The organism is Arthrobacter sp. 05T442, assembly GCF_056395945.1.
In genome coordinates, this window is the sequence record NZ_JBFTKM010000009.1 from 62,382 (window position 1) to 85,617 (window position 23,236).

Genomic DNA, 23,236 nt, shown 5'->3' on the forward strand with positions numbered 1-23,236 from the left:
GGCTACTGGCGGCCTTCAGGCGCCAGGGCTTCGAGTTGAGCCTCCAGGCGTTCGACGTCGGCCCGGTGACACAGTTCGGTGGCCGTAGTCGTCACGGTGGCAGTGCCGGCGGCGACAGCCGCCCGGAAGGCCGCTTCAAGACTCCGTCCTTGCGCCAGCCGAAGCACGAAGGCTGCCAGGAAGCTGTCGCCGGCTCCGACGGTACTGCGGACCTGCACCGGGGGCACGGTCAAGCGGAGGGTGCCGGCTTTCGAGGCGAGCACGGCACCCTCGCCACCAAGGGTCAGGGCGACGAGTTCGGCTGAGCCGTCCTCAACCAGGGCGGACGCCGCTTCCAGCTGGCTTTCGTCGCTCTCCAGCGTCAACCCGAGCTGCAGCCCGAGTTCCCGCCGGCTGGGTTTGACCAGGAATACTCCCTCGGCGAGGGCCTCGGCGAGTGACGGTCCTGACGCGTCCACGATGCACCTCGCGTGGTGCCGACGCGCAACGCGGGCGACCCTGGCATAGAAATCATCGGGAACCCCCGGCGGCAGGCTGCCGCTGGCAACCACATAGCCGCCCACCGGGATCGACTCCTCGAGGAGAGCCAGGCAGGCGCGCCACTCGGCCTCGCGCAACTCGGGTCCCTCCAGCACGAAGCGGAACTGGTTGCCAGTGGCCGTCTCGTCGACGGTGAAGTCCTCGCGGGTGCTCCCGCTGATGGGCACCACCAGGGTCGGGATCCGCTCGGCCTCGATGAGCCGGCGGTACGCCTCCCCGGTGGGTCCGCCCGCGGTGTAGATTGCCAGGGTCCGGCCGCCGAGCCGTTGCACCACCCGGGCCACGTTGACCCCGCCGCCGCCCGGGTCGACGCGGCTGGCACTGCACCGGAGTTTGTGGCCGCTGGTGACCAGTTCGGTAGAGGTGCTGATGTCCAGCGCGGGGTTCACAGTTAGCGTGAGGATCGGCTGCATCGCCGGTGATGCTGAGGCTTCCATGGCCCAAGCATAGAAGAGCCCGCCGGGGCCGCCGCCAGGTCGGCCGCCAGAGCCCGCCAGGTCGGCCGCCAGGCCGCACTCTTGTGGGCCCCCATCCCCTCCGCGAGAATGGGCGCGGTAGGAATATCGCCACGCCGGGACGACTGGAACGGGAAACCATGGCACATCGCAAGGGCGGCCAAGGCACGGAACATGCCGGTAGCAAGGGGCATCCGGGACGTGCCGAGCGGCGGCCGGCCAGGCTGAAGCTCAACCTCTATGAGACTGAGCTTTTTCGCCTTCAGGCCGAGTTGGTGGCTCTGCAGGAATGGGTCCGCAGCACCGGAGCTCGGGTGCTCGTGATCTTTGAGGGCCGGGATGCAGCCGGCAAGGGAAGTGCGATCAAACGGGTCACCGAGTACCTGAATCCACGCTTCGCCCGGATCGTGGCGTTGCCGGCGCCCACGGAGCGCGAACGCGGTGAATGGTATTTCCAGCGCTATGTGTCGCATCTCCCCGCCGCCGGCGAAATCGTCCTGATGGACCGGTCCTGGTACAACCGCGCCGGCGTCGAACACGTCATGGGCTTTTGCACCCCTGCCGAGCACAAACGCTTCATGGCGCAGTGCCCGGTCTTTGAACGTCTGCTCATCCAGGACGGCATCCTGCTTTTCAAGTACTGGTTCTCGATCAGCCATGCCGAACAGGAGCGGCGGTTCCGGTCCCGCCTGGATGATCCCATGCGGCAGTGGAAGCTCTCGCCGATGGACCGGGAAGCCATCCTGCGCTGGGAGGATTATTCGCGGGCCAAGGACGACATGTTCGTGCAGACGGACACTGCGGAAGCACCGTGGTACGTCGTGGAGGCCGAAGACAAACGCCGGGCCAGGATCAACCTCATTGCCCATCTGCTCTCCAGCATCGACTACACCGAAGTGCGGACAGAAACGGTAACGCTGCCGGAGCGGCCGAAGGCCGTCAACTACACGCGGCCGCCGCGGGAACTATTCCGCTATGTCCCGGACTACGCGGCGAGCCTGGAAAGGCCGGCCGAAGGATAGCGGCCTTCCGGAATCCACGGTTCGGAATTCACAGTCCGCGGCGTGCCGCAAGGCCGCCGGCCCGGGTAGGGTACCGGCATGGATATCATGCTGGTTCCCGGATTCTGGTTGGACGCTTCCTCGTGGTCGGAGGTGACGCCGCAGCTGGTCGCGGCCGGACACCGCGTCCACCCGCTCACGCTGCCCGGGCTGGAAACGGCCGACGCACCGCGGGCCGGCATCGGCCTGCGCAACCACATCGACGCCGTCGTTGCCGCGATCGATGCCTGTGACGCCCCCGTTGTCCTGGTTGGCCATTCGGGTGGCGGCGCCATCATCCATGGCGCGGTTGATGCCAGACCGGACCGGGTGGCGCGCGCCATCTATGTGGACAGCGGCCCGCTGGGGGAGGGCGGGGTCATCAACGACGACCTCCCGACCGACGGCGACGAAATTCCGCTGCCACCCTGGGAACTCTTCGATGACGAGGACCTCATGGACCTGACCGACGAACTCCGGACAATGTTCCGCGCCCGCGCGATCCCGCAACCGCGGGGCGTGGCGCAGGACAAGCAGCAGCTCCGGGACGAACGCCGCTACGAGGTCCCGGCCACCGTCATCGCCTGCGAATTTCCGTCCTCGATGCTGACGGAAATGATTGCCGGGGGCCACCCGTTCGTGGCGGAACTCGCGCGGATCCGCGACGTCGACTACGTGGACCTGCCCACAGGGCACTGGCCCCAGTTCACCAGGCCCGCAGAGCTGGGCGCAGCCATTCTCGCCGCCGTCGACCGCACAGAATGAATGTCACGCGTCAGTGGCCGAACGGGTCCGGGTCCACGCCCGGCATCCAGGTCAGCCCGGGGATGCCCCAGCCGCTTTTCTTTGCCTGCTTCATGGCCTTGCGTGAGTAACGGTCCATCAGCCGGTTGACGTACAGCTTGCCGTCGAGGTGGTCGTACTCGTGCTGGATCACGCGGGCGAACCAGCCTGTCGCCTCGAAATCCACGGGCCCGCCGTCGCCGTCGAAGCCCTGGACCCGGGCCCATTCGGCCCGTTTAAGCGGATACTGGCCGCCCGGGAAGGACAGGCAGCCTTCTTTTTCCTCGTCCGGATCCGGCAGCGCGCCGGAGATCTTTGAGAGCGTCAGCACCGGGTTGACGACGACGCCGGCCGGCGGGGCGCCGTCGTCGTTGTCATACTTGTAGATGAACAGCCGTTTGCCCACCCCGACCTGGGGCGCGGCGAGACCGACGCCGTTGGCGGCATCGTTGGTTTCGAACATATCGGCGATCAGGGTCCGGAGATCGTCGTCAAAGACTTCGACTTCGGCGGCCCGGCGGTGCAATACGGGCTCGCCCCAGATCAAGATGGGCAGAACGGTCATGTCAGGAAAGTCCCTCTGGTGCTGTGGGGGCGGGGTCAGCCGGCGATGGTGCGGCCGACGACGTCGCGCATGATTTCGTTGGTGCCGCCGAAGATGGTGAGCAGCCGGGCGGCCAGATAGGCCTGGGCTACCGGGTATTCCAGGATGTAACCGTAGCCGCCGTGCAGCTGGAGGCAGCGGTCCGTGACGGACTTGGCACGCTCGGAGGCCCACAGCTTCGCGCGCGCGGCGGACGCGGCGTCGAGCTCTCCGGCGTTGAAGGCGAGAACCGCCTGGTCCACGTAGGCTTCGGTGACCTCGACCTCCGTGAGAATGTCGGCGAGTTCGAAGCGGCTGTTCTGGAAGTCGATGATGCGTTCGCCGAAGGCGTTGCGGTCCTTGGTGTAGCGGACGGTCGCCTCGTAGGTGGCGCGGACGACGGCGGAGCTTGCCACCGCGATCGCCAGCCGGCCCTGGGGGAGCTGCTCGGCCGCGTACTTCAGGCCCTTGCCTTCCTCGCCCACGAGATCGGCGTGGGGGACCCGGACGTTGTCGAAGAACAGTTCCGCCGTGTCTGAGGCCTTGAGGCCCATCTTGTCCAGCTGCCTGCCGGTGTTGTACCCCTCGCCCTTCTCCACCATGAAGAGGGAGAACGAGTCGTGGTTTCCGCGGCCCGTGCCGCCGTCGGTCCTGGCCAGGACCAGGGAAGCGTCGCCGGAGATGCCGTTGCCGATGAACGTCTTCTGGCCGCTGACCAGCCAGCCGTCGCCGTCGCGCACGGCCTTGGTACGGATGCCGCGCAGGTCGGAGCCGGCCCCGGGCTCGGTCCAGGCGACGGAGGTGACCTTTTCGCCGGACACCATGCCCGGCAGCCACCGCGCTTTGAGGTCGTCCGAGCCGTAGGCGAGCAGATGGGGGAGGACCATGTCGTCGTGCAGGTGGAAGGCAAGGCCCACGGCGAGGTGGTTGCTCTTGGCGAACTCCTCGTCGAGAACGGCGCGGAACCGGTAGTCGTCCATGCCCATGCCACCGAACTCTTCAGGAACCGCGAGTCCCAGCAGGCCCTGCTCGCCGGCCGCCGTCCACAGCTCCCGGGACATCATGTGGTCCTTGTCCCACTGGGCGTAGTGCGGGGCGATGGCGCGCGCATTGAACTCGGTGGCCATCTCGCGGAACATCTCGTGGTCTTCTTCAAAGAGTTGGCGCTTCACTGCGGTTCCTTCCAATGACGACGACATTTCACAGACACTGTGTACAGACAACAAAGGCCGCACCGGATAACCGGTGCGGCCTTTGCCAAAGGTCGGACAAACACTGCCGTCCTTCATGAGGGTGAGCGACGGGGGTTGAACCCGCGACCTCCTGGACCACAACCAGGCGCTCTGCCAACTGAGCTACGCCCACCATGTGCCCCGCCATGCCTTCCGGCGGACCGGCTGGCTGCAAAGGCAACGACAAATAGCTTACCTGTTATTCGCAGGTGCTTTTGCCACTTTTGCCGATTTCGGCGAAATTTCCGACAAACGTGGTGCAGATTACTGTCCCGGCGGTGTCGTTCGCGGCCGGCAACTACTCGGCAGGGGCCTCAAGAGCGGCCCCTGCGGGGGCTTCCGCGGCGGCTTCCGGGGCGCCCATGACTTTCTTCGCGATCCGCAGCGCGGTGGAGCTGTCCGGTCCCGGCGCGGGCACGAAAACCGCTTCCCGGTAGTAGCGGAGCTCGTCGATGGAGTCCTTGATGTCCCCGAGGGCGCGGTGGCCGCCCATCTTGGCGGGGGACTGGAAGTAGGCCCGGGCGAACCAGCGGCGGGAGAGCTCCTTGATGGTGCTCACATCGATGACCCGGTAGTGCAGGTGCTCGACGATCTCGGGCATGTCGCGGACCAGGAACACGCGGTCGGTGCCGACCGAGTTGCCGCCCAGCGGGGCCTTCCGGGGGTCCGGTACCCATTTCTTGATGTAGTCGAGCACCGCCGCCTGCGCCTCTGCCATGGTCTTGCCGTGCGGGAGTTCCTCCAGCAGCCCGGACCGGGTGTGCATGTCGCGGACGAAATCGTTCATCTGGGCCAGTGCGGCGTCGTCCGGTTTGATGACGACGTCCACGCCGTCGCCGAGGATGTTGAGTTCCGAGTCCGTCACCAGGGCGGCCACCTCGATGAGGGCGTCGTTCTTGGTGTCCAGGCCGGTCATTTCGCAGTCGATCCAGACGATGCGTTCATTAGATATAGGCACCCGCCCAGCCTACCGTTTCGTCGCGCCAGAGCCGTCCGGTGTTAGGATTTCGGGTACGCCGCGGTCGATTTTTTCGTCATCGTGGCGCGCCCCGGAACGGACCCAACGGCCGGCTGAGGACGGAAATGTGCCCCACAAACAGATTGGACGATTCTGAGATGACGGCGCCTGTGCCTGCGGCGGGGAAAACGGCTGCCGGTACGTCCCGCACCTCCCAAGCGGCGGCTCTCGATGAGGTGGACAACGCCCGGTCCCCAATTTTGGTCGGCTTCCTCGGCTCGTTGTTCATGGCGGTCGGATCGCTTGGCGTCGGCTGGCTGGCCCCGGTCTCCGACCTCCGGCGGCTTCCGCTGTTCATCTGGATGCGTACCGAGGCCGTCGGCGTCGGCCTGTGCATCGTCCTGCTGGCCGTCGGCGGCATGTTGCTGGTCCGGGCATGGCTGCGGCTTGGCCAGAGAGTGCGTGTGTGGGGGGCAGCGGCCCACAAGGCCACACTCCAGGCAGTCGTGGCCTGGGGGCTTCCGCTGATGTTCTCCGTTCCGCTCTTCAGCCGGGACGTGTACGCCTATATCGGGCAGGGCCGCTTGATGGTGGAGGGCTTCAATCCGTACGAAAACGGCATCTCCGCGCTGTCGAACTATTTTCAGCTGGGCGCAGACAAGATGTGGACGGAGGCTCCGGTCCCGTATGGCCAGCTCTTCCTCTGGATAGAGCAGTTCGTCGTCTGGTCTACGCACGTGCACCCGGAAGGCAGCATCATGCTCTTCCGCGTCGCCGCGCTGATCGGAATCGTCCTCTGCGTGATCTATGTGCCCAAGCTCGCCGAACTTCACGGCGTCAACCCGCACCGGGCACTGTGGCTGACCGTCGCCAACCCGCTGTTCCTGACCAACTTCATCGCCAGCGTCCACAACGACTCCCTCATGATCGGCCTCGCCCTCGCCGGCCTCTACTACTGCGCGACGCGGCGGGTCATCTTGGGGATCGTGCTGGTGACATTGTCCATCGCCGTCAAGCCCATCACGATCGTCTTCCTGCCGTTCATCAGCCTGCTGTGGGCAGGGAAGAACGCCGGCTGGCCGCGGAAGGTCCTGTACTGGGGACTTACGGCCGGGATCAGCCTGGCGCTGCTGTATCTCATGAGCCGGGTCAACGGCTTCGGCTTCGGCTGGATCAACGGGCTGTCCGCCCCGGGCAGCATCTGGATCTGGTACGCGCCGGTTGGCCTGCTCGGTCTGGTGATCGCATCCATCTCCAACGCCTTCGGCCTCGACGGCTGGGGGATGGCCAAATGGGTGTACGACGCCGGCAAACTGCTGGCCGTCGGGATTGTCGCCTGGCAGATCTTCCGCGGTGAGCACGACCGCCTCATGCGCCGTCTCACCCTGGCGTTCGCCGCCGTCGTGCTCCTGGCGCCGATGATCCAGTCCTGGTACATCGTCTGGCTTATCCCGCTGTTTGCCGTCACCGGCATCCGTGATGACTGGCAGGTCAAGGCCCTCTACTTCATCGTGTCCTTCTTCATGGTCTACGCGATCTCGGACCAGCTCGACGTCTTCCCCTACCTCCAGACAGCAGACCTCGGCCTGGCCCTGGCACTGGCACGCAATGCCGCCGCCATCATCGCCCTGCTGTTCGCCCTGTACCTGATCTTCCTGGATCCACGGACCAAGCTGCTGTTCAGCAAGTCGGACGAGCCGGTCACCACCCGCCCGGTCATCTGACCCGTCCGCCGGGCCCTTGACGCGTCCGCCGGGCCCTTGACGCGTCCGCCGGGCCCTTGACGCGTCCGCCGGGCCTTGCGATGGCCGCCGGGCCCTGCGACAGCTTAGGCGTGCAGGTTCCTGAGCGCTTCCTTGCGTGAAAGCGGGCTCAGCGCCTGGCCGTGCCGCTGCACGAAGGCCCGTACCCAGTCCGGATCGGTCTTGGCGTATTCACGCAGCGCCCACCCGATGGCCTTCCGGATGAAGAACTCGGAATCGCCCAGGTTCGCCTCGATGACAGCCGCCAGCAGGGCGACGTCGGTGGCGGATTCGGCCCCGAGCTGGGCCGTGATCGAGGCCCGCCGGATCCACAGGTTCCCGTCAGTGCTCCAGCGCCGCAGGACCGGCGTCAGCTCCTCCCGGTGCGCCTGCAGGAGTGCGCCGAGCCGGTGCGCCACCGCGTCAACCAGGTCCCACCACGCCCCGTGGCGGATGATCTCCGCGTAGACGGCCAGCATGCTGGGCTCGCGGGCAACCATCCGAAGGCCGGTGAGGTCGATGGCGGCATACTGTTCCTCGCGGCAGGCGGCGTCCCGCCAGAGCGCAAGAGCCGTCGACCTCAACTCTTCGACGCCCGCGGGAGGCAGCTCTGCGGCGGCAGCTTTGACTATCCTGCGGACCTCGGGAACACGCACGCCCAGGTGCGGCATCTCCGATTTCATGTACGCCTGCGCCCCCGCAGCACGGGAGGGATCAGCCGCTTCCTGGAGACGCGTCCGGATCGCCGCGATGAGTTCGGTGTTGGCCATGCGGCAACTCTAGATGGCAATTTACTCCGGAGGCTTCAGACGGCAACTGCAGACAACAACTTCAGACGGCAACTGCAGACAGGGTGCCGCCGGCTTTAGAGTTGGAGTCGGCTTTAGAGCTCAGCCCGGCGGTCCTCCCGCCGGCGGCGGAAGGAAGACCCATGTCCATGATCAAGAGTCCCGAAGAGATCGTCCTGATGCGCGAGGCGGGCCGGGTGGTGGCGAACGCGCTGGCCCGGGTCCGGGAAGCCGCCGCCGTCGGCGTCTCACTTAAGGAGCTTGACGAAGTGGCCGCGGCGTCCATTTCGGGGGCCGGAGCAACCCCGGCCTTCCTTAACTACCGTCCGCGGTGGGCGTCGGTCCCGTTTCCCGGAGTGATCTGCGCAAGCGTCAACGATGCCGTGGTGCACGGCATCCCGAACGACTACCAGCTCCAGGACGGGGACCTCCTCAGCGTGGACTGCGGAGCCTTCCTGGACGGCTGGTGCGGGGACGCTGCCGTCAGTTTCGTTGTCGGAACGGTGGACCCGGCGGACCAGGCGCTCATCGACGCCACGGACGCGGCACTGGCCCGGGGGATCGACGCCGCCCGGCCCGGGAACAAGATGGGGGACATCGCCTATGCGATCGGCGGGGCAGCCCGCCGGGCCGGCTATGGATTGCTCGCCGACCACGGCGGCCACGGGATCGGGCGCACCATGCACGCTGAGCCACACGTCCCCAACGATGGGCGCCCCGGCCGCGGCATCAAGCTCACGGAGGGCCTGGTGATCGCCATCGAGCCCATGCTGATCCTCGGCGGCAAGGATGACTACTACCACGACGACGACGAATGGACCCTCCGCTCGGCGAACGGTCGCCGGGCGGCGCACAGCGAGCACACTGTGGCCATCACGGCCGACGGGCCTGTGATCCTGACGCTGCCTTAGCGTCCGCCAGCCCGCGAGCGCCGTCGGGCGGACGACGGCGCGTCCCGGCAGCGCGTCGAACCTAGCGCCGGCCGGCGCGCTGCCGATGCGCGGCGAGCCGCAATTGAATGATGCGGGCGGCTCCCGCGATGGCGACCAGCACGCCGCCGCCGACGGCCGCGATGAAGAGTGCAATGCCGAGCGGTACCGATCCCTCGAGGCCAAAGAACTTCACCTGCACATACTCCTGGTTCTGCAGGATGAAGGCGATCAGCAGGATCAGCACCACCAGCGCGCTGGCCACTGCGGCCCAGACCATTCCCGCGCGGGTGACCTGGCGCGCTGCCGGGGCAGGAGCCGGCGGCACGGGTGCCTCCGCACGCGGTGCTTCCACGGGCGGTGCCGTCGTTGCGGCCGCCGGAGCCCCGGAAACAGCGTCCGGGCCAGTTCCCGGGCCTCCAGGGGTTGCGCTCACTGCGTCGGATCCGGACGTTCGGTCAGCGGCCCCCGGATACTGGGCGTTCATGGGGTCGTTCGATTCGTTGGGATCGAATCCGGGAGGAGTCTGGGTCATGGCGGCTGTACCTTTCAGTTGCCGGCAGGGCGCACAGGCTTCCCCTTGTGCACTGCCGGTCCACTCAATCCTAAGTGTGCTGATGTGTTGCGGCTGCGGCTGCGGCAGCGGAGCGCGTTGCAGCAACGTGGTGGCAACGGGCCGGGTTCCTTCCGGCGCGGTCCGGGCAAGCCGTACCATCCCGGCGGCATGGCCTTCGCGGCCGCTGGAGGACGCTGAGCGGCAGCCAATTGTCGCGGCAACTCCGCCGGCCCTCTGGGGAAGGGCGGCTGTTGGCACCGGCCCCCGCACGGTATAACGTCACAGCCAAGGGAAGCCTTGCAGAGCCTTGAAGAGGAGGCACGGCCGTGACCATTGTCGATAACGCCGTATACGTGGACGGTTACCGGACCGCAGATCCGGAAGACCTGGACGAGACGTATTTCCTGCTGCGGCAGCGACAAGGCATGGCCTGGATCGGGCTCTACCGGCCGGACGCGGAGGAGCTGGGGTCGGTTGCCGAAGAATTCGACCTGAGCCATCTGGCCGTGGAGGACGCGCTCGCCGGCCATCAGCGGGCGAAACTGGAACACTACGGCGAAACGTTGTTCCTGGTGCTGCGGCCGGCGCGGTATCTGGACGACGTGGAAAAGGTCGAGTTTGGCGAGATCCACGTTTTCTCGGGTCCCGATTTTGTGATTACTGTCCGCCGTGCCGAGTCACCGAATTTGGCCCGGGTCCGCCGGCGCATGGAAGCCGAGCCGGGGTTCCTGGCCCTGGGGCCCGACGCTGTGCTCTACGCGATAGTGGACCAGGTGGTCGACGAGTATGAGCCGGTCGCCGCCGGTCTGGAGAACGACATCGATGAAATCGAAGATGATCTCTTCGCCGCAGATCCGGGCGTGTCACGCAGGATCTACGAACTTTCGCGCCAGGTCATCATGTTCCAGCGCGCGACGGCGCCTCTTCCGGCCATCCTTCAGTCGCTTATGGCGGGGGCTCCGGACCGGGAGCCCAACCCTGAACTGCAGGACCACTTCCGGGATGTCCTGGATCACACGCTGCGGCTCGGCGAACGGATCACGGCCTTCCGTGCCTTGCTCCAGAACGCGCTGGCCGTCAACGCAGCCCTCGTGGCCCAGCGCCAGAACGACGAAATGCGCCTCCTGACGGAGTCGAGCATCGCGCAGAACGAGGAGGTCAAGCGGATCTCCTCCTGGGCTGCGATCCTGTTCGCCCCGACCCTGATCGCGTCGATCTACGGGATGAACTTCCGCATCATGCCCGAACTCGCCTGGGACTTCGGCTACCCGATGGCCCTGGGCCTCATGGTCGGCATGGGCGTGGTCCTGTATCTGGCGTTCAAACACAACAAGTGGATTTGATCAGCCCCGTGCTGCCGGCGCCCAGGCGGAGGCGGCCGGGTGGTTCCGGAGGCCGGTGCTGCCAGCGCTGTCGGCGAGGCGTCCGGTGGCCGGTGCTGAAGAAGTGCGTGGCCCTGAGTTGTGGACATCCACAACTCAGGGCCACGCTCTTGTGCCCCAGGAGGGAATCGAACCCCCGACCGGCGGATTAGAAGGCCGCTGCTCTATCCCCTGAGCTACTGGGGCACGGTGGCGCGCCGTCCGGCCATTGCCCGGGGACGCCTCAAAAAGTTTACAGTGCCTTCCGGCCGGCGACGGTCAAGCACGGCACGCGGCTGCTCCAGCCCGTCGTCACTTGTCCCCAGCAACCCCTCTGATCCCTGGTTTTCCACATGGCTCGGTTCGGGACTCCCCGCGGGAAGCTCGTCAGGCGAAGCTGGAAATGCCTTCTAGGGCACGACAATTCGAGACAGGACATGAGAATGAGTGACAACATCACGGTCCGTGGCTTCGTAGCCACTGAGATCAGATCGTCGACAACCCCCGGTGGCGTGGCCACGGCATCATTCCGGATGGGCGCTACCGATCGGCGTTTTGACCGTGCGACCAGCACATGGATCGACGGGAACACCAACTGGTTTACCGTCCAGGGATACAGGCAACTGGCTGGCAACGTCGGCTGCAGCATCAAGAAGGGCCAGCGGGTCATCGTCGTCGGGAGGCTGAAGATGCGGACCTGGGAGAAGGACGGCAGGGTTTATCACGTGGCGGAAATCGACGCCGAATCCGTCGGCCACGACCTCATGTGGGGTTCCGCCAACTTCACGCGCACGGCCGGATCCGGCAACCAGGCAGCCGGCGGTCAGCCTTCCGCCCCCAACCTCGGCCCGGATGACGGCCACAAGGACAGCCAGCATGACAGCCCGGACGACACCGAGGACGAGCACAGGATGCCCGAGGGGGCCGACGACGACGACGAGGCGCCACCGCCGGTCATGTTCATCGACGGCACTGGTGTAGAGGAAGAGGAGGTTGATGAGGAAACCGGGGAACTTAAAGGAGCCGCCTGAACCCGGCTCTTAACCCCGGCCCCGGTACACCAGTGAGCCGGCGCCCCCGGTAGACCAGTGAGCCGGCGGCCCCGTGCAGCCCGTGTGAGCGGTGACGACGAGCGGGGTCCGGCGGCCGGAGCCGGGTCCCGGGTCCTTCGCTGCAGAAATTGCCCGGTGCTACGGGCCACGACGAGAGCACGCCGGGCGGTGCCCCTCGCCGTCGCGGCCGGGGCGCACGGTTCCGGTCCCGGTTTCCTGTGCCCCTCAACGCCGCGGCCCCGAAGCTGCTGGTCTACGGGACCGGAGGCCGAAGCCGTCGAAGACGCCGTGCGCGAGGGCGGCAACTGGATTGTTGCGCTGCTGCGGAAGGCCGGGGTTGCCGTGAGCGTTATGCAGGCCCTGGCGCAGGGGCGGCTGTCCTCGCGGGAGTACCGGGCTGAGTTAAGGACCGTGTCCAGTGCCCCCGGAATGTGAGTTATCCCGGCGGAGCCACTAGATTTGTACGCATGGCGGAATTTATCTACACAATGACCAAGGCCCGCAAGGCCGTTGGCGAAAAACTTATCCTCGATGACGTGAGCATGTCCTTCTTCCCGGGGGCCAAGATTGGCGTCGTCGGCCCGAATGGTGCCGGTAAATCCACCATTCTCAAGATCATGGCCGGTCTGGACACCCCGTCCAACGGCGAGGCCAGGCTCAGCCCCGGCTACACGGTGGGCATCCTTCTGCAGGAACCGCCACTGAACGAGGACAAAACCGTCCTGGGCAACGTCCAGGAAGGTGTCGGCGAGATCATCGGCAAGATCCAGCGCTTCAACGAGATCTCCGAGGAAATGGCCAGCCCTGACGCTGATTACGATGTCCTCCTGGAGGAAATGGGCCAGCTGCAGGAAGCGATCGACGCCGCCGATGCCTGGGATCTCGATTCCCAGCTCGAGCAGGCCATGGATGCCCTCCGCTGCCCGCCGCCGGAAGCCGACGTGACCTTGCTCTCCGGTGGTGAGCGCCGCCGCGTGGCACTGTGCAAGCTCCTGCTCCAGAAGCCGGACCTGCTGCTCCTCGACGAGCCCACCAACCACCTCGACGCGGAGAGCGTGCTGTGGCTTGAGCAGCACCTGTCCAGCTACCCCGGCGCGGTCCTCGCCGTCACCCACGACCGGTACTTCCTCGACCACGTGGCCGAGTGGATCGCCGAAGTCGACCGCGGCCACCTCTACCCGTACGAGGGCAACTACTCCACGTACCTGGAGAAGAAACGCGCGCGCCTGGAAGTCCAGGGCAAGAAGGACGCCAAGCAGGCCAAGCGCCTCACCGAGGAACTCGAGTGGGTCCGCTCCAACGCCAAGGGCCGCCAGACCAAGTCGAAGGCCCGTCTGGCCCGCTACGAGGAAATGGCTGCAGAAGCCGACCGCACCCGCAAGCTTGACTTCGAAGAAATCCAGATCCCGCCGGGACCGCGCCTCGGCGGTCTCGTGCTCGAGGCGAAGAACCTCCAGAAGGGTTTCGAGGACCGCACCCTGATCGACGGACTGACTTTCACGCTGCCCCGCAACGGCATCGTGGGCGTCATCGGCCCGAACGGCGTCGGCAAGACCACCCTGTTCAAGACCATCGTCGGGCTGGAGCCCCTCGATGGCGGTGAACTGAAGATCGGCGATTCCGTCAAGATCTCCTACGCCGACCAGAGCCGCGGGGGCATCGACCCCAACAAGACCCTGTGGGAGGTCGTTTCCGACGGTCTCGACTACATCCAGGTCGGCCACGTCGAAATGCCGTCCCGCGCCTACGTTGCCGCCTTCGGCTTCAAGGGACCGGACCAGCAGAAGAAGGCAGGCGTGCTCTCCGGTGGTGAGCGGAACCGCCTCAACCTGGCGCTGACCCTCAAGCAGGGCGGAAACCTGCTGCTCCTTGACGAGCCCACTAACGACCTTGACGTCGAGACGCTCAGCAGCCTCGAAAACGCCCTGCTCGAATTCCCGGGCTGCGCCGTCGTGGTCTCGCACGACCGCTGGTTCCTGGACCGGGTCGCCACCCACATCCTCGCCTACGAAGGCGACGAGGAGAACCCCTCCAAGTGGTACTGGTTCGAGGGCAACTTCGAGTCCTACGAGGAAAACAAGGTCGACCGCCTGGGCCCGGATGCCGCCAAGCCGCACCGCGTGACCCACCGCCGCCTCACCCGCGACTAAGCACCGCAAGACAAAAGGCCGGCTCCCCGCGGGGAGCCGGCCTTTTCTCGTCATCCTGCGGACGCTCGGCCCGGCGTCACCGGTGCTCGGCCTTGCGCATCTGGTGCTGCAAGACCTTGGACTGGACCGCGCCCGCCACTTTGTGCTTGAGGTCGGTCGGAACACGGATCATGCCCTCCTGCGCCACCGTTGCCACATGGCGGCCGTCTTGGCTGAAGATCTTGCCCGTCGCAAGGCCCCTGGCGCCCTGGGCGCTGGGGGATTCCTGGACGTAGAGCAGCCACTCGTCCACCCGGACCGGACGGTGCCACCACATGGCGTGGTCCAGGCTCGCCACGGACATTCCGGGCGTGATCCAGCTCATTCCGTGCTTGCGGAGGATCGACTCGAGCAAGGTGTAGTCGCTCGCGTACGCCAGGGCGGCCCGGTGCAGGTCGGGGTCGTCCGGCATTGGCCCGAAGGTTTTCATCCAGACGGCGTTGCGTGCTTCCTTGCGGCCCTTGGCCGAGACGTACAGCGCCGGGTCGACGTGCCGGATATCGAACGGCCGTTCATAGGCCCAGTGCCGCGCGACCGGGTGATCGAACTTCCCCAGGAGGTCGGCCGTACTGGGCAGGGATTCCGGGGCGGGGATGCCGGTGGGCATCTCGGACTGGTGCTCAATGCCCTCGTCCTCGTCCTGGAAGGACGCGATCATCGACAGGATCGGCATGCCTTCCTGGTAGGCGTGGACCCGGCGGGCCGAGAAGGACCGGCCGTCCCGGAGGCGCTGGACGCCGAAGGTGATGGGCTTGTTGGCGTCTCCCGGGCGAAGGAAATAGCCATGCATGGAATGCACGCTGCGGCCGGGGGCAACGGTGCGGCTGCCCGCGATGAGGGACTGCGCCAGCACCTGTCCGCCGAAGACCCGGTGCCGCGGCTGCTGCTGCGAAGGGCCCATGAAAATGTCCTCGTCCGTCCGGGCGCCTTCCAGCTCGCCGAGGTTCAGGAGTTGGATGAGCGAGGAGGTGGGGTCCTGCGTGGGCAGCCCCTGCAATCCGGCTTCGGCTTCAGTCATGGTTTGACTCTAGACGTCACCCCGGCACCGCTCAAAAGAGGCACAACCGGTAGAGTCCATATTGTGTCTGACGTCCTAACCCAGCCCCTGCGGTTCACCGATCCCCGCGACCTTGCCGACCTGCGCACGTTCGCCACCCGCGCCAAGTCCATTGACGACGGCGCCATCCGGCTGCAGGCGTCCGGTCCCGTGCTCGCCGCCTATGTGTGCGTGCTGCGGCCCCGGCTGCTGGGGGAATCCACGCCCACCATCCTGGGCCTGCGCACCATGGCGCTGGCGCAGCCTGCCGAGACCGATGTGACGGTGCCGCTGTCAGCGGTGCTGGACCGGCTTGCGCGGGCGGGGGAGAACGACGTCGAGCTGCCGCTGCCGCCGGTGAACGTTGCCGAGTCATGGGCCGGTGTGGGGGCGCCGCGGGGCGGGTGGGAGCTGTTCGGCACCCTCCGGGACACCGCGCTGCGGCAGGCCGCGGAGGCCGGCATCGCCGAAGTTGCCGCAGTCATTCCGGACCAGCCCGGTGCCTTGATCGTCAACAACGCCCGCGCCACTGTGTGGGGCCGGGCCCTACCCGGCGCCGGCGGCCTGCCGGCGGGCGCCGCGTTCGCGGCGCTCACCCTGGGTTTCCTGGCTGACGGGGAGCAGCAGCTGTACCGTGCCGGACGGTGGTTCCGGCTCAGCGGCAGCCGCGGGCACGTCCTGGTCCGCACCGGCTCAGGACTCTAGGATCCGTAGTATCGGTGTGCTCCATAGGGGGCAAAGCGTCTCGTCAGCGCCGGTGATCGCCGTGAGTTTGACGGGGGTTCGCGCCGGCGTCCGGATTAAAACCGGAGAATGCTGAGCTCCTTGGCAGGCTGGAAGCCCAGCCGGGCATAGAAGTTGCGCGAGGCAGGAGAGGGCGAAAGCACCATCCTTGCTGCCTGGATGCCCTGCGAGAAACCAATCGCCTCGCGGACGAGCCTGCCTCCGATTCCGGCATTCCGGAACTCGGGCAGCACGTAGACATTCCCCAGATAGACCCAGCGGGAGGGGTCCTTCCCTGGTTTGGGCATCCGCTCAAAGATCAGGAGGTTGAGCATCCCGACCAGTTTGCCGTCCTCTTCGGCGACAAAGAACTTTCGCGGGTTGGCATCCATCCAGCCGCTGTAAGTGTCTTCGAAATCCGCATCGTCCGGCAGCCCCGGCTCCTGCTCCGCGGCCCAGGTCGCTCTGAGCGCTGCAAGTGCGGCCCGGTCATCAGCGCATTCCTCGCGAACTATCAGCATGGGATTACTCTAGGGCGTTGGTGAAGAGCTTCAGGGGGACAACGTGGCCGTGGCGTTCAGCCGGTGGATCGGGCTGGCGGCGAGGATCGTGACGGCGGTTCCGACGCTGAGTATCTCTCGGGAGCCGCCGCCTGTAAGCCGAGGATCAAGAGGAAATAACGGCCGGCGAGGAACGCGCGGACTGCCGCCCGGCGAAGCCCGTAACGCATCGTGCCGGATCCGGAGCTGGGTTCGTCCACGGCCCAGAGGTTGCACCAGCGCTCGTCAGCTGTTATTGACCTGGCGGTCCTGCCACACTGGGCGCATGACTGGGCTGACGATGTTGATTCCTCCGATCGCGCGCCACATTGGTTTCAATGATGCGCTGCATCCGGACCGCATCGTGATCCGTGTGCTCCGCTTCGCGGTGGGCATCTTCGTGCTCGTCGCCCTCGCCCGGAAGACGTTCGACGCGACGCTCCAAGGCAACAACGTCGACGTTGCGCAGCTCTACTCGGAATTTACGGTCCAGTCGAACCTGATCCTCGGACTCGTGCTTCTCGCGTCCGCCACGTGGCCGCGGACGTGGCTGCCACAGTGGTGGGACCACCTGTTCGGCGCGCTGGTCCTCTATCTGGTGATGACGGGAATCATCTACGTGGTCCTCGTGGCCCCGCCGGGCGAGCCGTGGTGGAGCTGGGACATGTACTGGCCCCAGCTCGCGCACCACCGTCTGGCGCCGCTCTTCGTCGCGCTCGACTGGCTGCTCGTAACGCGGACCGTGCGGGGCAACGGGTGGCGTCCCGTCGTGTGGCTCACCTACCCGGTGGCCTTCCTCGTATTCTCGTGGGGGCGCGGAGCGGTAGACGGCTGGTATGTCTACGACTTCCTTGATCCGACGCTCGACGGCGGCTGGCCGGCAGCGCTGACGACGACAGCGCAGGTGCTCGTCGCGTTCCTCGTGATTGCGCTTCTCGTTCATTTCGCCGGCAACTGGCGTTCCGCGCTCGCAGCCGGGCGCGAGCGGCACTAGAAGTCTCGTTTGGCACCCTGCAGGGTAGTCTTGTACACAGAAAGACCCCGGAGACATTCCCCCAAGTGCCTCCGGGGTCTTTCCACGTCCGGCCTCAGGCCCCGGACGGGCTGTTCACCATGGACAGGGCAGCCCGTTCCATGTAGTCCCAGAGCGTTCCCTCGTACAACGGCGGAAGCTCAAGGGCATCCACGGCGGTGCGCATGTGAAGCAGCCAGCGGTCCTTCGCCTCCGGGGTGACGCGGAAGGGCTGGTGGCGCATGCGCAGCCGCGGGTGCCCGCGTTCCTCGCCGTACGTCGTCGGGCCGCCCCAGTACTGTTCAAGGAACATCAGGAAACGCCGCTTGGCCGGGCCGAGGTCCTGTTCCGGGTACATGGGCCGCAGCAGGGGATCCGTCGCGACGCCGTCGTAAAACACATCGATGAGCTTCACGAACGTCTCGTGGCCGCCCACGGCGACGTAGAAGTTATCGGTGTAGCCGGGCTGGCTGAAGGGGTCGTTCTGCATCAGCATCTTGGGCTGGCGGGGCTCGCCGGCGCTGGGGATCGTCACGGTTATTCTCCGGCTTTCTGCTGGGGTGCCGCCCCGGCGTCGGGGCTGTCCGCGGTTTCCTGGACGGGGGCGACGTAGGTGCCCTGGGAGCGGTTGCCCACGCGCAGGATTTCCCCGTTGCGCAGGTACCAGATGGTCCCGTCGTCTGCCCGCACCCGGGTGATCCGCAGGCCCATGGATTCGACCGTGCCGACGACTTCGGACGTTTCGATGACGTCGCCGATCCCGTACTGGTCCTCAATGGTGATGAAGATGCCTGCAAGGAAGTCGCGGATGAGCTGCTGGGCGCCGAAGCCGATCGCCACGCCGAGGATTCCGACGCTGGTCAGCAGCGGGGCAATGTCCACGTTGAGGTTCTTGAACACGTAGATGATGCTGATGACCGCAATCAGCACGCCGACGACGCTGTTGAGCAGCGAGCCGATGGTGTTGGCCCGCTGGACACGCCGTTCATGGTCCAGCGCGCGCAGTGCGGGGGCCACCCAGCGGAAGTGCGGCTTCTTGAAGAACGTGGTCCCGGCCGCGACGCGTTTGGTGATCCCTGCGATGACGAACGACGCCACGAGCCACACGGCCACGCCGACCCCGATGCTGATGAGCAGTCCGGGCACGTTGATGGCCGAAATGTCCGGCGGGGTGATCGTCTCGGTCGAGGACGTACGGTACATCGGCGGGGGTGCTCCTTTGGCTGCTGCGCTTGCCGGCAGGAGTTTTCCGGCCGGCACTCCGGATCTGCATCGCTCCGGGCGCCCGGCATCGGCCGGGCGCAAAATACGTTGTTCACCTTCAAGGTTAGCGCCGCAGCGTTGCCCCGCGTTCAGTCCGCCTGGGGCGCCACGACGGCCACGGGTTCGTGCAGCACCGGGAAGTTGACGCTCCGGGCAATGAAGCACACCTTGTTGGCCTCGACGTGCAGTTCTTCCAGCAGCCCCAGCGACGCCGCGTCGGCAACGGTCACCCGGGGCCGGAGCGTCACGGACTCGAACTGGCCGCTGCCGTCCCGGTTGGTCCGCATCAGGCCCGCTGCCTGGTCCTCGTAGGCTGTCACCACGACGGCGTGCTTCACAGCCACATGCAGGAAAGAGAGCATGTGGCACTGCGAGAGAGCCGCCAGCAGCAGCTGCTCCGGGTTGTAGCGCGCCCGGTCCCCGTGGAACGTCGGATCGGCGGAGCCCTTGAGGACCGGCAGTCCGGGGATCTCGACGTCGTGGTCCCGTGAGTAGCCGCGGTACGACGCCGTACCCGCGCCCCGGTTCCCGGTCCAGCGGACTGTCAGCGCGTAGCGGTGCTCGTCGAGGCTCATGAGTCCACACTAGGGCACGTCCCTGCCCAACTAGCTGGCAGCTAAGGCCGTTATGGGGGTCCAAAACGGCCCCTGCTGCGAGCTAGTTGGGCGGGGCTCCGGTAGGGGCTCCTAGCCGACGTCGGCCTGGCGGGCCCGCAGGGCGCGGGCCACGCCGTCGCGGTTCTCCAGCATCATCCGCCGCAGCGCCGCGCTGTCTTCCGGCAGCGAGGAGAGGAACTCATCCGTACGGTCTACGGTCGCCTGCGTGGTCAGCTGCGCCGGGTAGAGCCCGACGACGATCTGCTGGGCGAGCGCGTGGGTCCGGTTGGCGACGATGCCCGGAACGGCCTCGAAGTACTTCTCCGAGTACGGCTCCAGCAGGGCCGGGTCCAGCACCCGGGTGAAGCCCATGACGGCCGAACCCTGCAGCGCGTTGGAGAGATCGCCCTTGACCACAATCGAATCCCACGCCTCGGCCTTGGCCTCCGGAGTGGGGATGGCTGCCTTGGCGAGGGCGGCGGCGTTCTGGCCGTTGGCGGTGTTGTCGTGCTCGAGCTCGGCATCGATTTGTTCCTGTCCGGCACGGCCGCCGGTGACAAGGGACGCCAGCAGTTCCCAGCGCAGGTCCTGGTCCACGGCCAGCCCGTCCAGCGTCAAGGAGCCGTCCAGCAGGCCGGCCACGGTGTCCAGCTGCCCGGTGCTGCGGGCCAGCAGGGCGTAGGACTTCACGAACTGCAGCTGCGCGTCCGAACCTGCCGCAACGGCGGAGGCGAGCTCCCAGAGCTGGTCGGCCGCGGCCGCCGAGGTGGCTTCCCGGTGCTCTTCGGCCACGTAGAAGGTCAGCGTGGTCGCCAGCTGGCGGAGCTGGACCAGGATCACGGAGGAATCGGATTCCTCGGCAATGTTGGCGAGGATCAGTTCCACATAGCCGCGGGCCGGTGATTCCCCGTCGCGGGCCGCATCCCAGGCGGAGCCCCACACCAGTGTCCGGGGGAGGCTCTGGCTGAAGTCCTTCAGGTGGGCTGTAGCCGTGGCGAGGGACTTCGGGTCCAGGCGGACCTTGGCGTAGGCGAGGTCGTCGTCGTTGAGCAGGATCAGGTCCGGCCGGGCAAGGCCGGCGAGGGCGGGAACCTCGGTGCGCCCGCCGTCGACGTCGAGCTCCTCGCGGTGCACGCGCTCCAGCTTGCCGGCAGCGTTGACGTTATAGAAGCCGACGGCGAGCCGGTGCGGCCGCAGGGTGGGCTCGCTCTCGATCGCCGTCTGCAGGATCGCGAAGGAGGAGATCATGCCGTCCGCGCCGACGGAGACGTCCGGCGTGAGGGTGTTGACGCCGGCGGTCTCCAGCCAGAGCTGCCCCCACTTTTCGAGGTCGCGGCCGCTGGCCTTCTCGAGCTCGGCCATGAGGTCGCTGAGCTCGGTGTTCTGCCAGGCGTGCTTGCTGAAATACTCGCGGACGCCGGACATGAATTCTTCCGGACCCACCCAGGCCACGAGCTGGCGCAGCACCGACGCGCCCTTCGCGTACGTGATGCCGTCGAAGTTCACCTCGACGTCCTGGAGGTCGTTGATCTCGGCGAAGATCGGGTGCGTGGTGGGCAGCTGGTCCTGGCGGTAGGCCCAGGACTTCTCCACGGACGCGAAGGTGGTCCAGGCGTGGTCGAACTTGGTGTTTTCCACGGCGGCCAGATGGGACATGTACTCGGCAAAGGACTCGTTCAGCCAGAGGTCGTTCCACCAGCGCATCGTCACGAGGTCCCCGAACCACATGTGCGCGAGCTCGTGCAGCACAGTGATGGCGCGGCGCTCCACCTGGGCGTCGGTGACCTTGCTGCGGAAGACGTAGCCTTCCAGGATGGTGACGGCCCCGGCATTCTCCATGGCGCCGGCGTTGAACTCCGGCACGAAGAGCTGGTCGTACTTCTCGAACGGGTACGGGCAGCCGAACTGGGCCTCGAAGAACTCGAAGCCCTGGCGGGTGAGTTCGAAGATGTTGTCCGCATCGAGGTATTGCATGAGGGACTTGCGGGCGAAGATGCCCAGGGGAGTGACCCGGCCCGCCGCCGACGTCACCTCGCTGCGGACAGACTGGTAGGGCCCTGCGATCAGCGCAGTGACATACGAGGAGAGCCTCGGCGTGGGCGTGAACTCCCAGACGGAGCGGGCGCCGCCGTCCTCCCCGGGGGTGGCCTCCACCGGCACGGGGGTGGGGGAGTTGGAGACCACGTCCCAGTGCGAGGGGGCAGTGACGGTGAACGTGAAGCTGGCCTTGAGGTCGGGCTGTTCGAAGACGGCGAACATGCGCCGTGAATCGGGGACCTCGAACTGGGTGTACAGGTAGACCTCGCTGTCGACCGGATCCACGAAGCGGTGGAGTCCCTCGCCCGTGTTCATGTACGGAGCGTCGGCCACGACCACGAGCTCGTTGTCGGCCGCCAGATCCGGAAGCGCGATCCGGATTCCGTCGGAAACCTTGGCCGGATCGAGCGCGCGCCCGTTCAGCGTGACACTGTGCACCGCGTGGGTCACGGCGTCGATGAAGGTCGAGGATCCCGGCACGGCGGTGAACTTCACTGCCGTCGTGGAGCCGAAAACATGCTCGCCGCGCGTCAGATCCAGGCTGACCGCATAGGAGTCGACGGCGATCAGTGCGGCGCGCTCGCGGGCTTCGGCGCGCGTCAGGTTCATACCGGGCAAAGTTGGGCCTCCAGAATTGTTCGATAGTGCCGGGCGGCTGCGGCCTCCGGTCGATACTGTGAAATCATTCTTTCACGTCACTGGCTCTTGGCAAGTTGCGCGCGTCACACGCAACCTGATCGCGGCAGGCCGGCCGGGGTAGCGTTGGGACTATGGGAAAGTTCCGGGAAGCCGTCGATGCCAGGGCCCTGCGTTTTGCGATCGGGTTCCCCCTGATGTTAGCCGCCGGGTTCGTGGTCTGTGCCTTCCTCGTCCGGCCTCAGCTGCCCGAGCCGCTGGCCGTCCGCTGGACCGAGGCCGGGGCCGCGGACTTCGCGCCGTTCCCTGCCGTCGTGGGAGCCGGTGCGGGAATGATCGTCCTGGCCGGCTGGGCCGTGCTGCTCCAGGCCGTGCCGCTGTCCCGGCCCGCCGTGATGCGCCGCATCATGATGGGGGCGGGGCTGTCCCTGAGCCTCTTTGTCACCACTGTCCTGGCCGCCGTCCTGGTGGGGCAGCTGGGTTTGCCCGACGCGCGGAATTCCCATGTGGACGCGTCCGTGCTCGCGCTGGGCAGCGGCGCGGCCCTCTCGCTCGGCGTCGTCATGGGCTTTGTCTTCAAGGCCGACGAACGCTGGTCCGTCGACGACGACAGGGCCATCCGGGAGGCCCTGGAACATGAACGGGATCCTGAGCTGGCGAGGGACGTCGTCAGCCTGTGGGTGCATGCCCGCAGCTCGGTGTTCGTCATGATCGGGATTGCGACGCTCCTGCCCGCGGCCCTCCTGGCCATCGCCGTGCCGTGGCTCGCTGCGCTCCTGGTGGCTGTCGCCCTGCTCGCCGCGGCGTTCCTGTTCGCGCGGATCCGGGTTGACCGGAACGGCCTGCGGGTTTTTGCCGCGGGAGTCCTGCGGGTCATGGACGTGCCGGCCGCAGCCATTGACGCCGCGACGCCGTTGGAGGTCAAGGCGGCGGACTATGGGGGCTGGGGGTACCGGAGCCACGGCGGAACCACGGCCCTGCTGGTCGGCAGCGGGCCCGCCGTCGTCGTCGACCGTTCCGACGGGCGGCGGCTGGCGGTGAGCGGCGGGAGCATCGCGTCGGCGGACAACGTGGCCCATGTACTTTCCAGGGTGGCCGCCCGGGCGCGCCGGGACGGCGACGCGCCGCGCGCCTAACGACGGCCGGATGAACGGGCCGGCGCGGGCCGGACCCGGTTGGATGCAGG

Annotated in this window: 23 protein-coding genes and 2 tRNA genes; 11 read left to right on the forward strand and 14 right to left on the reverse strand. The window is 66.8% G+C overall.

The window, feature by feature from the left end:
* Nucleotides 1-2: 2 nt before the first annotated feature.
* On the reverse strand, nt 3-977 hold the full coding sequence (locus AC1DES_RS10705) for a 1-phosphofructokinase family hexose kinase (RefSeq protein WP_476895681.1): 975 nt from the start codon (nt 975-977) through the stop codon (nt 3-5).
* 158 nt (nt 978-1,135) lie between these two features.
* Between AC1DES_RS10705 and ppk2 the strand changes: the two genes are divergently transcribed.
* Nucleotides 1,136-2,017, forward strand: coding sequence for a polyphosphate kinase 2 (gene ppk2 / locus AC1DES_RS10710; RefSeq protein ID WP_476895682.1), 882 nt, complete (start codon nt 1,136-1,138; stop codon nt 2,015-2,017).
* 78 nt (nt 2,018-2,095) lie between these two features.
* Entirely contained in the window at nt 2,096-2,800 is a 705-nt protein-coding gene (locus tag AC1DES_RS10715) for an alpha/beta fold hydrolase (protein ID WP_476895683.1), read from the forward strand.
* A gap of 10 nt (nt 2,801-2,810) precedes the next feature.
* On the opposite strand, the gene def is transcribed toward AC1DES_RS10715, so the two are convergent.
* From def to orn, 4 genes are all read right to left on the reverse strand, one after another.
* Nucleotides 2,811-3,383 carry a peptide deformylase gene (gene def / locus AC1DES_RS10720; RefSeq protein WP_476895684.1) on the reverse strand — a complete coding sequence of 191 codons (573 nt, stop codon included), beginning with the start codon at nt 3,381-3,383 and terminating at the stop codon, nt 2,811-2,813.
* A gap of 35 nt (nt 3,384-3,418) precedes the next feature.
* Nucleotides 3,419-4,573 carry an acyl-CoA dehydrogenase family protein gene (locus AC1DES_RS10725; protein WP_476895685.1) on the reverse strand — a complete coding sequence of 385 codons (1,155 nt, stop codon included), beginning with the start codon at nt 4,571-4,573 and terminating at the stop codon, nt 3,419-3,421.
* Between the two features lie 120 nt (nt 4,574-4,693).
* Nucleotides 4,694-4,766 (reverse strand) — tRNA-His (locus AC1DES_RS10730).
* A 165-nt stretch (nt 4,767-4,931) separates the two neighbouring features.
* Nucleotides 4,932-5,591 carry an oligoribonuclease gene (orn, locus tag AC1DES_RS10735; RefSeq protein ID WP_476895686.1) on the reverse strand — a complete coding sequence of 220 codons (660 nt, stop codon included), beginning with the start codon at nt 5,589-5,591 and terminating at the stop codon, nt 4,932-4,934.
* Nucleotides 5,592-5,749: 158 nt separating this feature from the next.
* On the opposite strand from orn, the gene mptB reads away from it, so the two are divergent.
* Nucleotides 5,750-7,315, forward strand: coding sequence for a polyprenol phosphomannose-dependent alpha 1,6 mannosyltransferase MptB (gene mptB / locus AC1DES_RS10740; RefSeq protein WP_476895687.1), 1,566 nt, complete (start codon nt 5,750-5,752; stop codon nt 7,313-7,315).
* A gap of 104 nt (nt 7,316-7,419) precedes the next feature.
* On the opposite strand, the gene AC1DES_RS10745 is transcribed toward mptB, so the two are convergent.
* Nucleotides 7,420-8,103 carry a DNA alkylation repair protein gene (locus tag AC1DES_RS10745; protein WP_476895688.1) on the reverse strand — a complete coding sequence of 228 codons (684 nt, stop codon included), beginning with the start codon at nt 8,101-8,103 and terminating at the stop codon, nt 7,420-7,422.
* Nucleotides 8,104-8,264: 161 nt separating this feature from the next.
* On the opposite strand from AC1DES_RS10745, the gene map reads away from it, so the two are divergent.
* Nucleotides 8,265-9,032: a type I methionyl aminopeptidase gene (gene map / locus AC1DES_RS10750; RefSeq protein ID WP_476895689.1), complete on the forward strand. Its 768-nt coding sequence runs from the start codon at nt 8,265-8,267 to the stop codon at nt 9,030-9,032.
* Between the two features lie 61 nt (nt 9,033-9,093).
* Here map and AC1DES_RS10755 read toward each other — a convergent pair whose 3' ends face one another.
* Nucleotides 9,094-9,585: a LapA family protein gene (locus tag AC1DES_RS10755; protein WP_476895690.1), complete on the reverse strand. Its 492-nt coding sequence runs from the start codon at nt 9,583-9,585 to the stop codon at nt 9,094-9,096.
* Nucleotides 9,586-9,932: 347 nt separating this feature from the next.
* On the opposite strand from AC1DES_RS10755, the gene AC1DES_RS10760 reads away from it, so the two are divergent.
* A complete protein-coding gene (locus AC1DES_RS10760) occupies nt 9,933-10,949 on the forward strand; it encodes a magnesium and cobalt transport protein CorA (protein ID WP_476895691.1) in 1,017 nt (338 codons plus the stop codon).
* Nucleotides 10,950-11,101: 152 nt separating this feature from the next.
* Here the strand turns inward: AC1DES_RS10760 and AC1DES_RS10765 are convergent.
* Nucleotides 11,102-11,174 (reverse strand) — tRNA-Arg (locus tag AC1DES_RS10765).
* 236 nt (nt 11,175-11,410) lie between these two features.
* Between AC1DES_RS10765 and AC1DES_RS10770 the strand changes: the two genes are divergently transcribed.
* The 3 genes from AC1DES_RS10770 to ettA all read left to right on the forward strand — a co-directional run bounded on the left by AC1DES_RS10770 (nt 11,411) and on the right by ettA (nt 14,169).
* Complete coding sequence (locus AC1DES_RS10770) at nt 11,411-11,998, forward strand: single-stranded DNA-binding protein (RefSeq protein ID WP_476895692.1); 588 nt, start codon at nt 11,411-11,413, stop codon at nt 11,996-11,998.
* 189 nt (nt 11,999-12,187) lie between these two features.
* Nucleotides 12,188-12,454, forward strand: coding sequence for a hypothetical protein (locus AC1DES_RS10775; RefSeq protein ID WP_476895693.1), 267 nt, complete (start codon nt 12,188-12,190; stop codon nt 12,452-12,454).
* A 32-nt stretch (nt 12,455-12,486) separates the two neighbouring features.
* Nucleotides 12,487-14,169 carry an energy-dependent translational throttle protein EttA gene (gene ettA / locus AC1DES_RS10780; protein WP_476895694.1) on the forward strand — a complete coding sequence of 561 codons (1,683 nt, stop codon included), beginning with the start codon at nt 12,487-12,489 and terminating at the stop codon, nt 14,167-14,169.
* A gap of 76 nt (nt 14,170-14,245) precedes the next feature.
* Here the strand turns inward: ettA and AC1DES_RS10785 are convergent, their stop codons facing one another.
* Complete coding sequence (locus AC1DES_RS10785) at nt 14,246-15,226, reverse strand: acyl-CoA thioesterase (RefSeq protein ID WP_476895695.1); 981 nt, start codon at nt 15,224-15,226, stop codon at nt 14,246-14,248.
* Between the two features lie 63 nt (nt 15,227-15,289).
* Between AC1DES_RS10785 and AC1DES_RS10790 the strand changes: the two genes are divergently transcribed.
* Nucleotides 15,290-15,949, forward strand: coding sequence for a DUF8185 domain-containing protein (locus tag AC1DES_RS10790; protein WP_476895696.1), 660 nt, complete (start codon nt 15,290-15,292; stop codon nt 15,947-15,949).
* 95 nt (nt 15,950-16,044) lie between these two features.
* Here AC1DES_RS10790 and AC1DES_RS10795 read toward each other — a convergent pair whose 3' ends face one another.
* Nucleotides 16,045-16,488, reverse strand: coding sequence for a GNAT family N-acetyltransferase (locus tag AC1DES_RS10795; protein WP_476895697.1), 444 nt, complete (start codon nt 16,486-16,488; stop codon nt 16,045-16,047).
* 304 nt (nt 16,489-16,792) lie between these two features.
* Between AC1DES_RS10795 and AC1DES_RS10800 the strand changes: the two genes are divergently transcribed.
* Nucleotides 16,793-17,500: a Pr6Pr family membrane protein gene (locus AC1DES_RS10800; RefSeq protein WP_476895698.1), complete on the forward strand. Its 708-nt coding sequence runs from the start codon at nt 16,793-16,795 to the stop codon at nt 17,498-17,500.
* 94 nt (nt 17,501-17,594) lie between these two features.
* Here the strand turns inward: AC1DES_RS10800 and AC1DES_RS10805 are convergent, their stop codons facing one another.
* From AC1DES_RS10805 to pepN, 4 genes are all read right to left on the reverse strand, one after another.
* Complete coding sequence (locus AC1DES_RS10805) at nt 17,595-18,053, reverse strand: globin (protein ID WP_476895699.1); 459 nt, start codon at nt 18,051-18,053, stop codon at nt 17,595-17,597.
* Nucleotides 18,054-18,055: 2 nt separating this feature from the next.
* Nucleotides 18,056-18,721 carry a mechanosensitive ion channel family protein gene (locus AC1DES_RS10810; RefSeq protein WP_476895700.1) on the reverse strand — a complete coding sequence of 222 codons (666 nt, stop codon included), beginning with the start codon at nt 18,719-18,721 and terminating at the stop codon, nt 18,056-18,058.
* 149 nt (nt 18,722-18,870) lie between these two features.
* Complete coding sequence (locus AC1DES_RS10815) at nt 18,871-19,356, reverse strand: OsmC family protein (protein ID WP_476895701.1); 486 nt, start codon at nt 19,354-19,356, stop codon at nt 18,871-18,873.
* A gap of 111 nt (nt 19,357-19,467) precedes the next feature.
* Nucleotides 19,468-22,023 (reverse strand): aminopeptidase N, encoded by a 2,556-nt coding sequence (pepN, locus tag AC1DES_RS10820; RefSeq protein WP_476895702.1) that lies wholly within the window; start codon nt 22,021-22,023, stop codon nt 19,468-19,470.
* 161 nt (nt 22,024-22,184) lie between these two features.
* Here pepN and AC1DES_RS10825 point away from each other — a divergent pair, with 161 nt between their 5' ends.
* Nucleotides 22,185-23,186 carry a hypothetical protein gene (locus AC1DES_RS10825; RefSeq protein WP_476895703.1) on the forward strand — a complete coding sequence of 334 codons (1,002 nt, stop codon included), beginning with the start codon at nt 22,185-22,187 and terminating at the stop codon, nt 23,184-23,186.
* Nucleotides 23,187-23,236 lie beyond the last annotated feature (50 nt).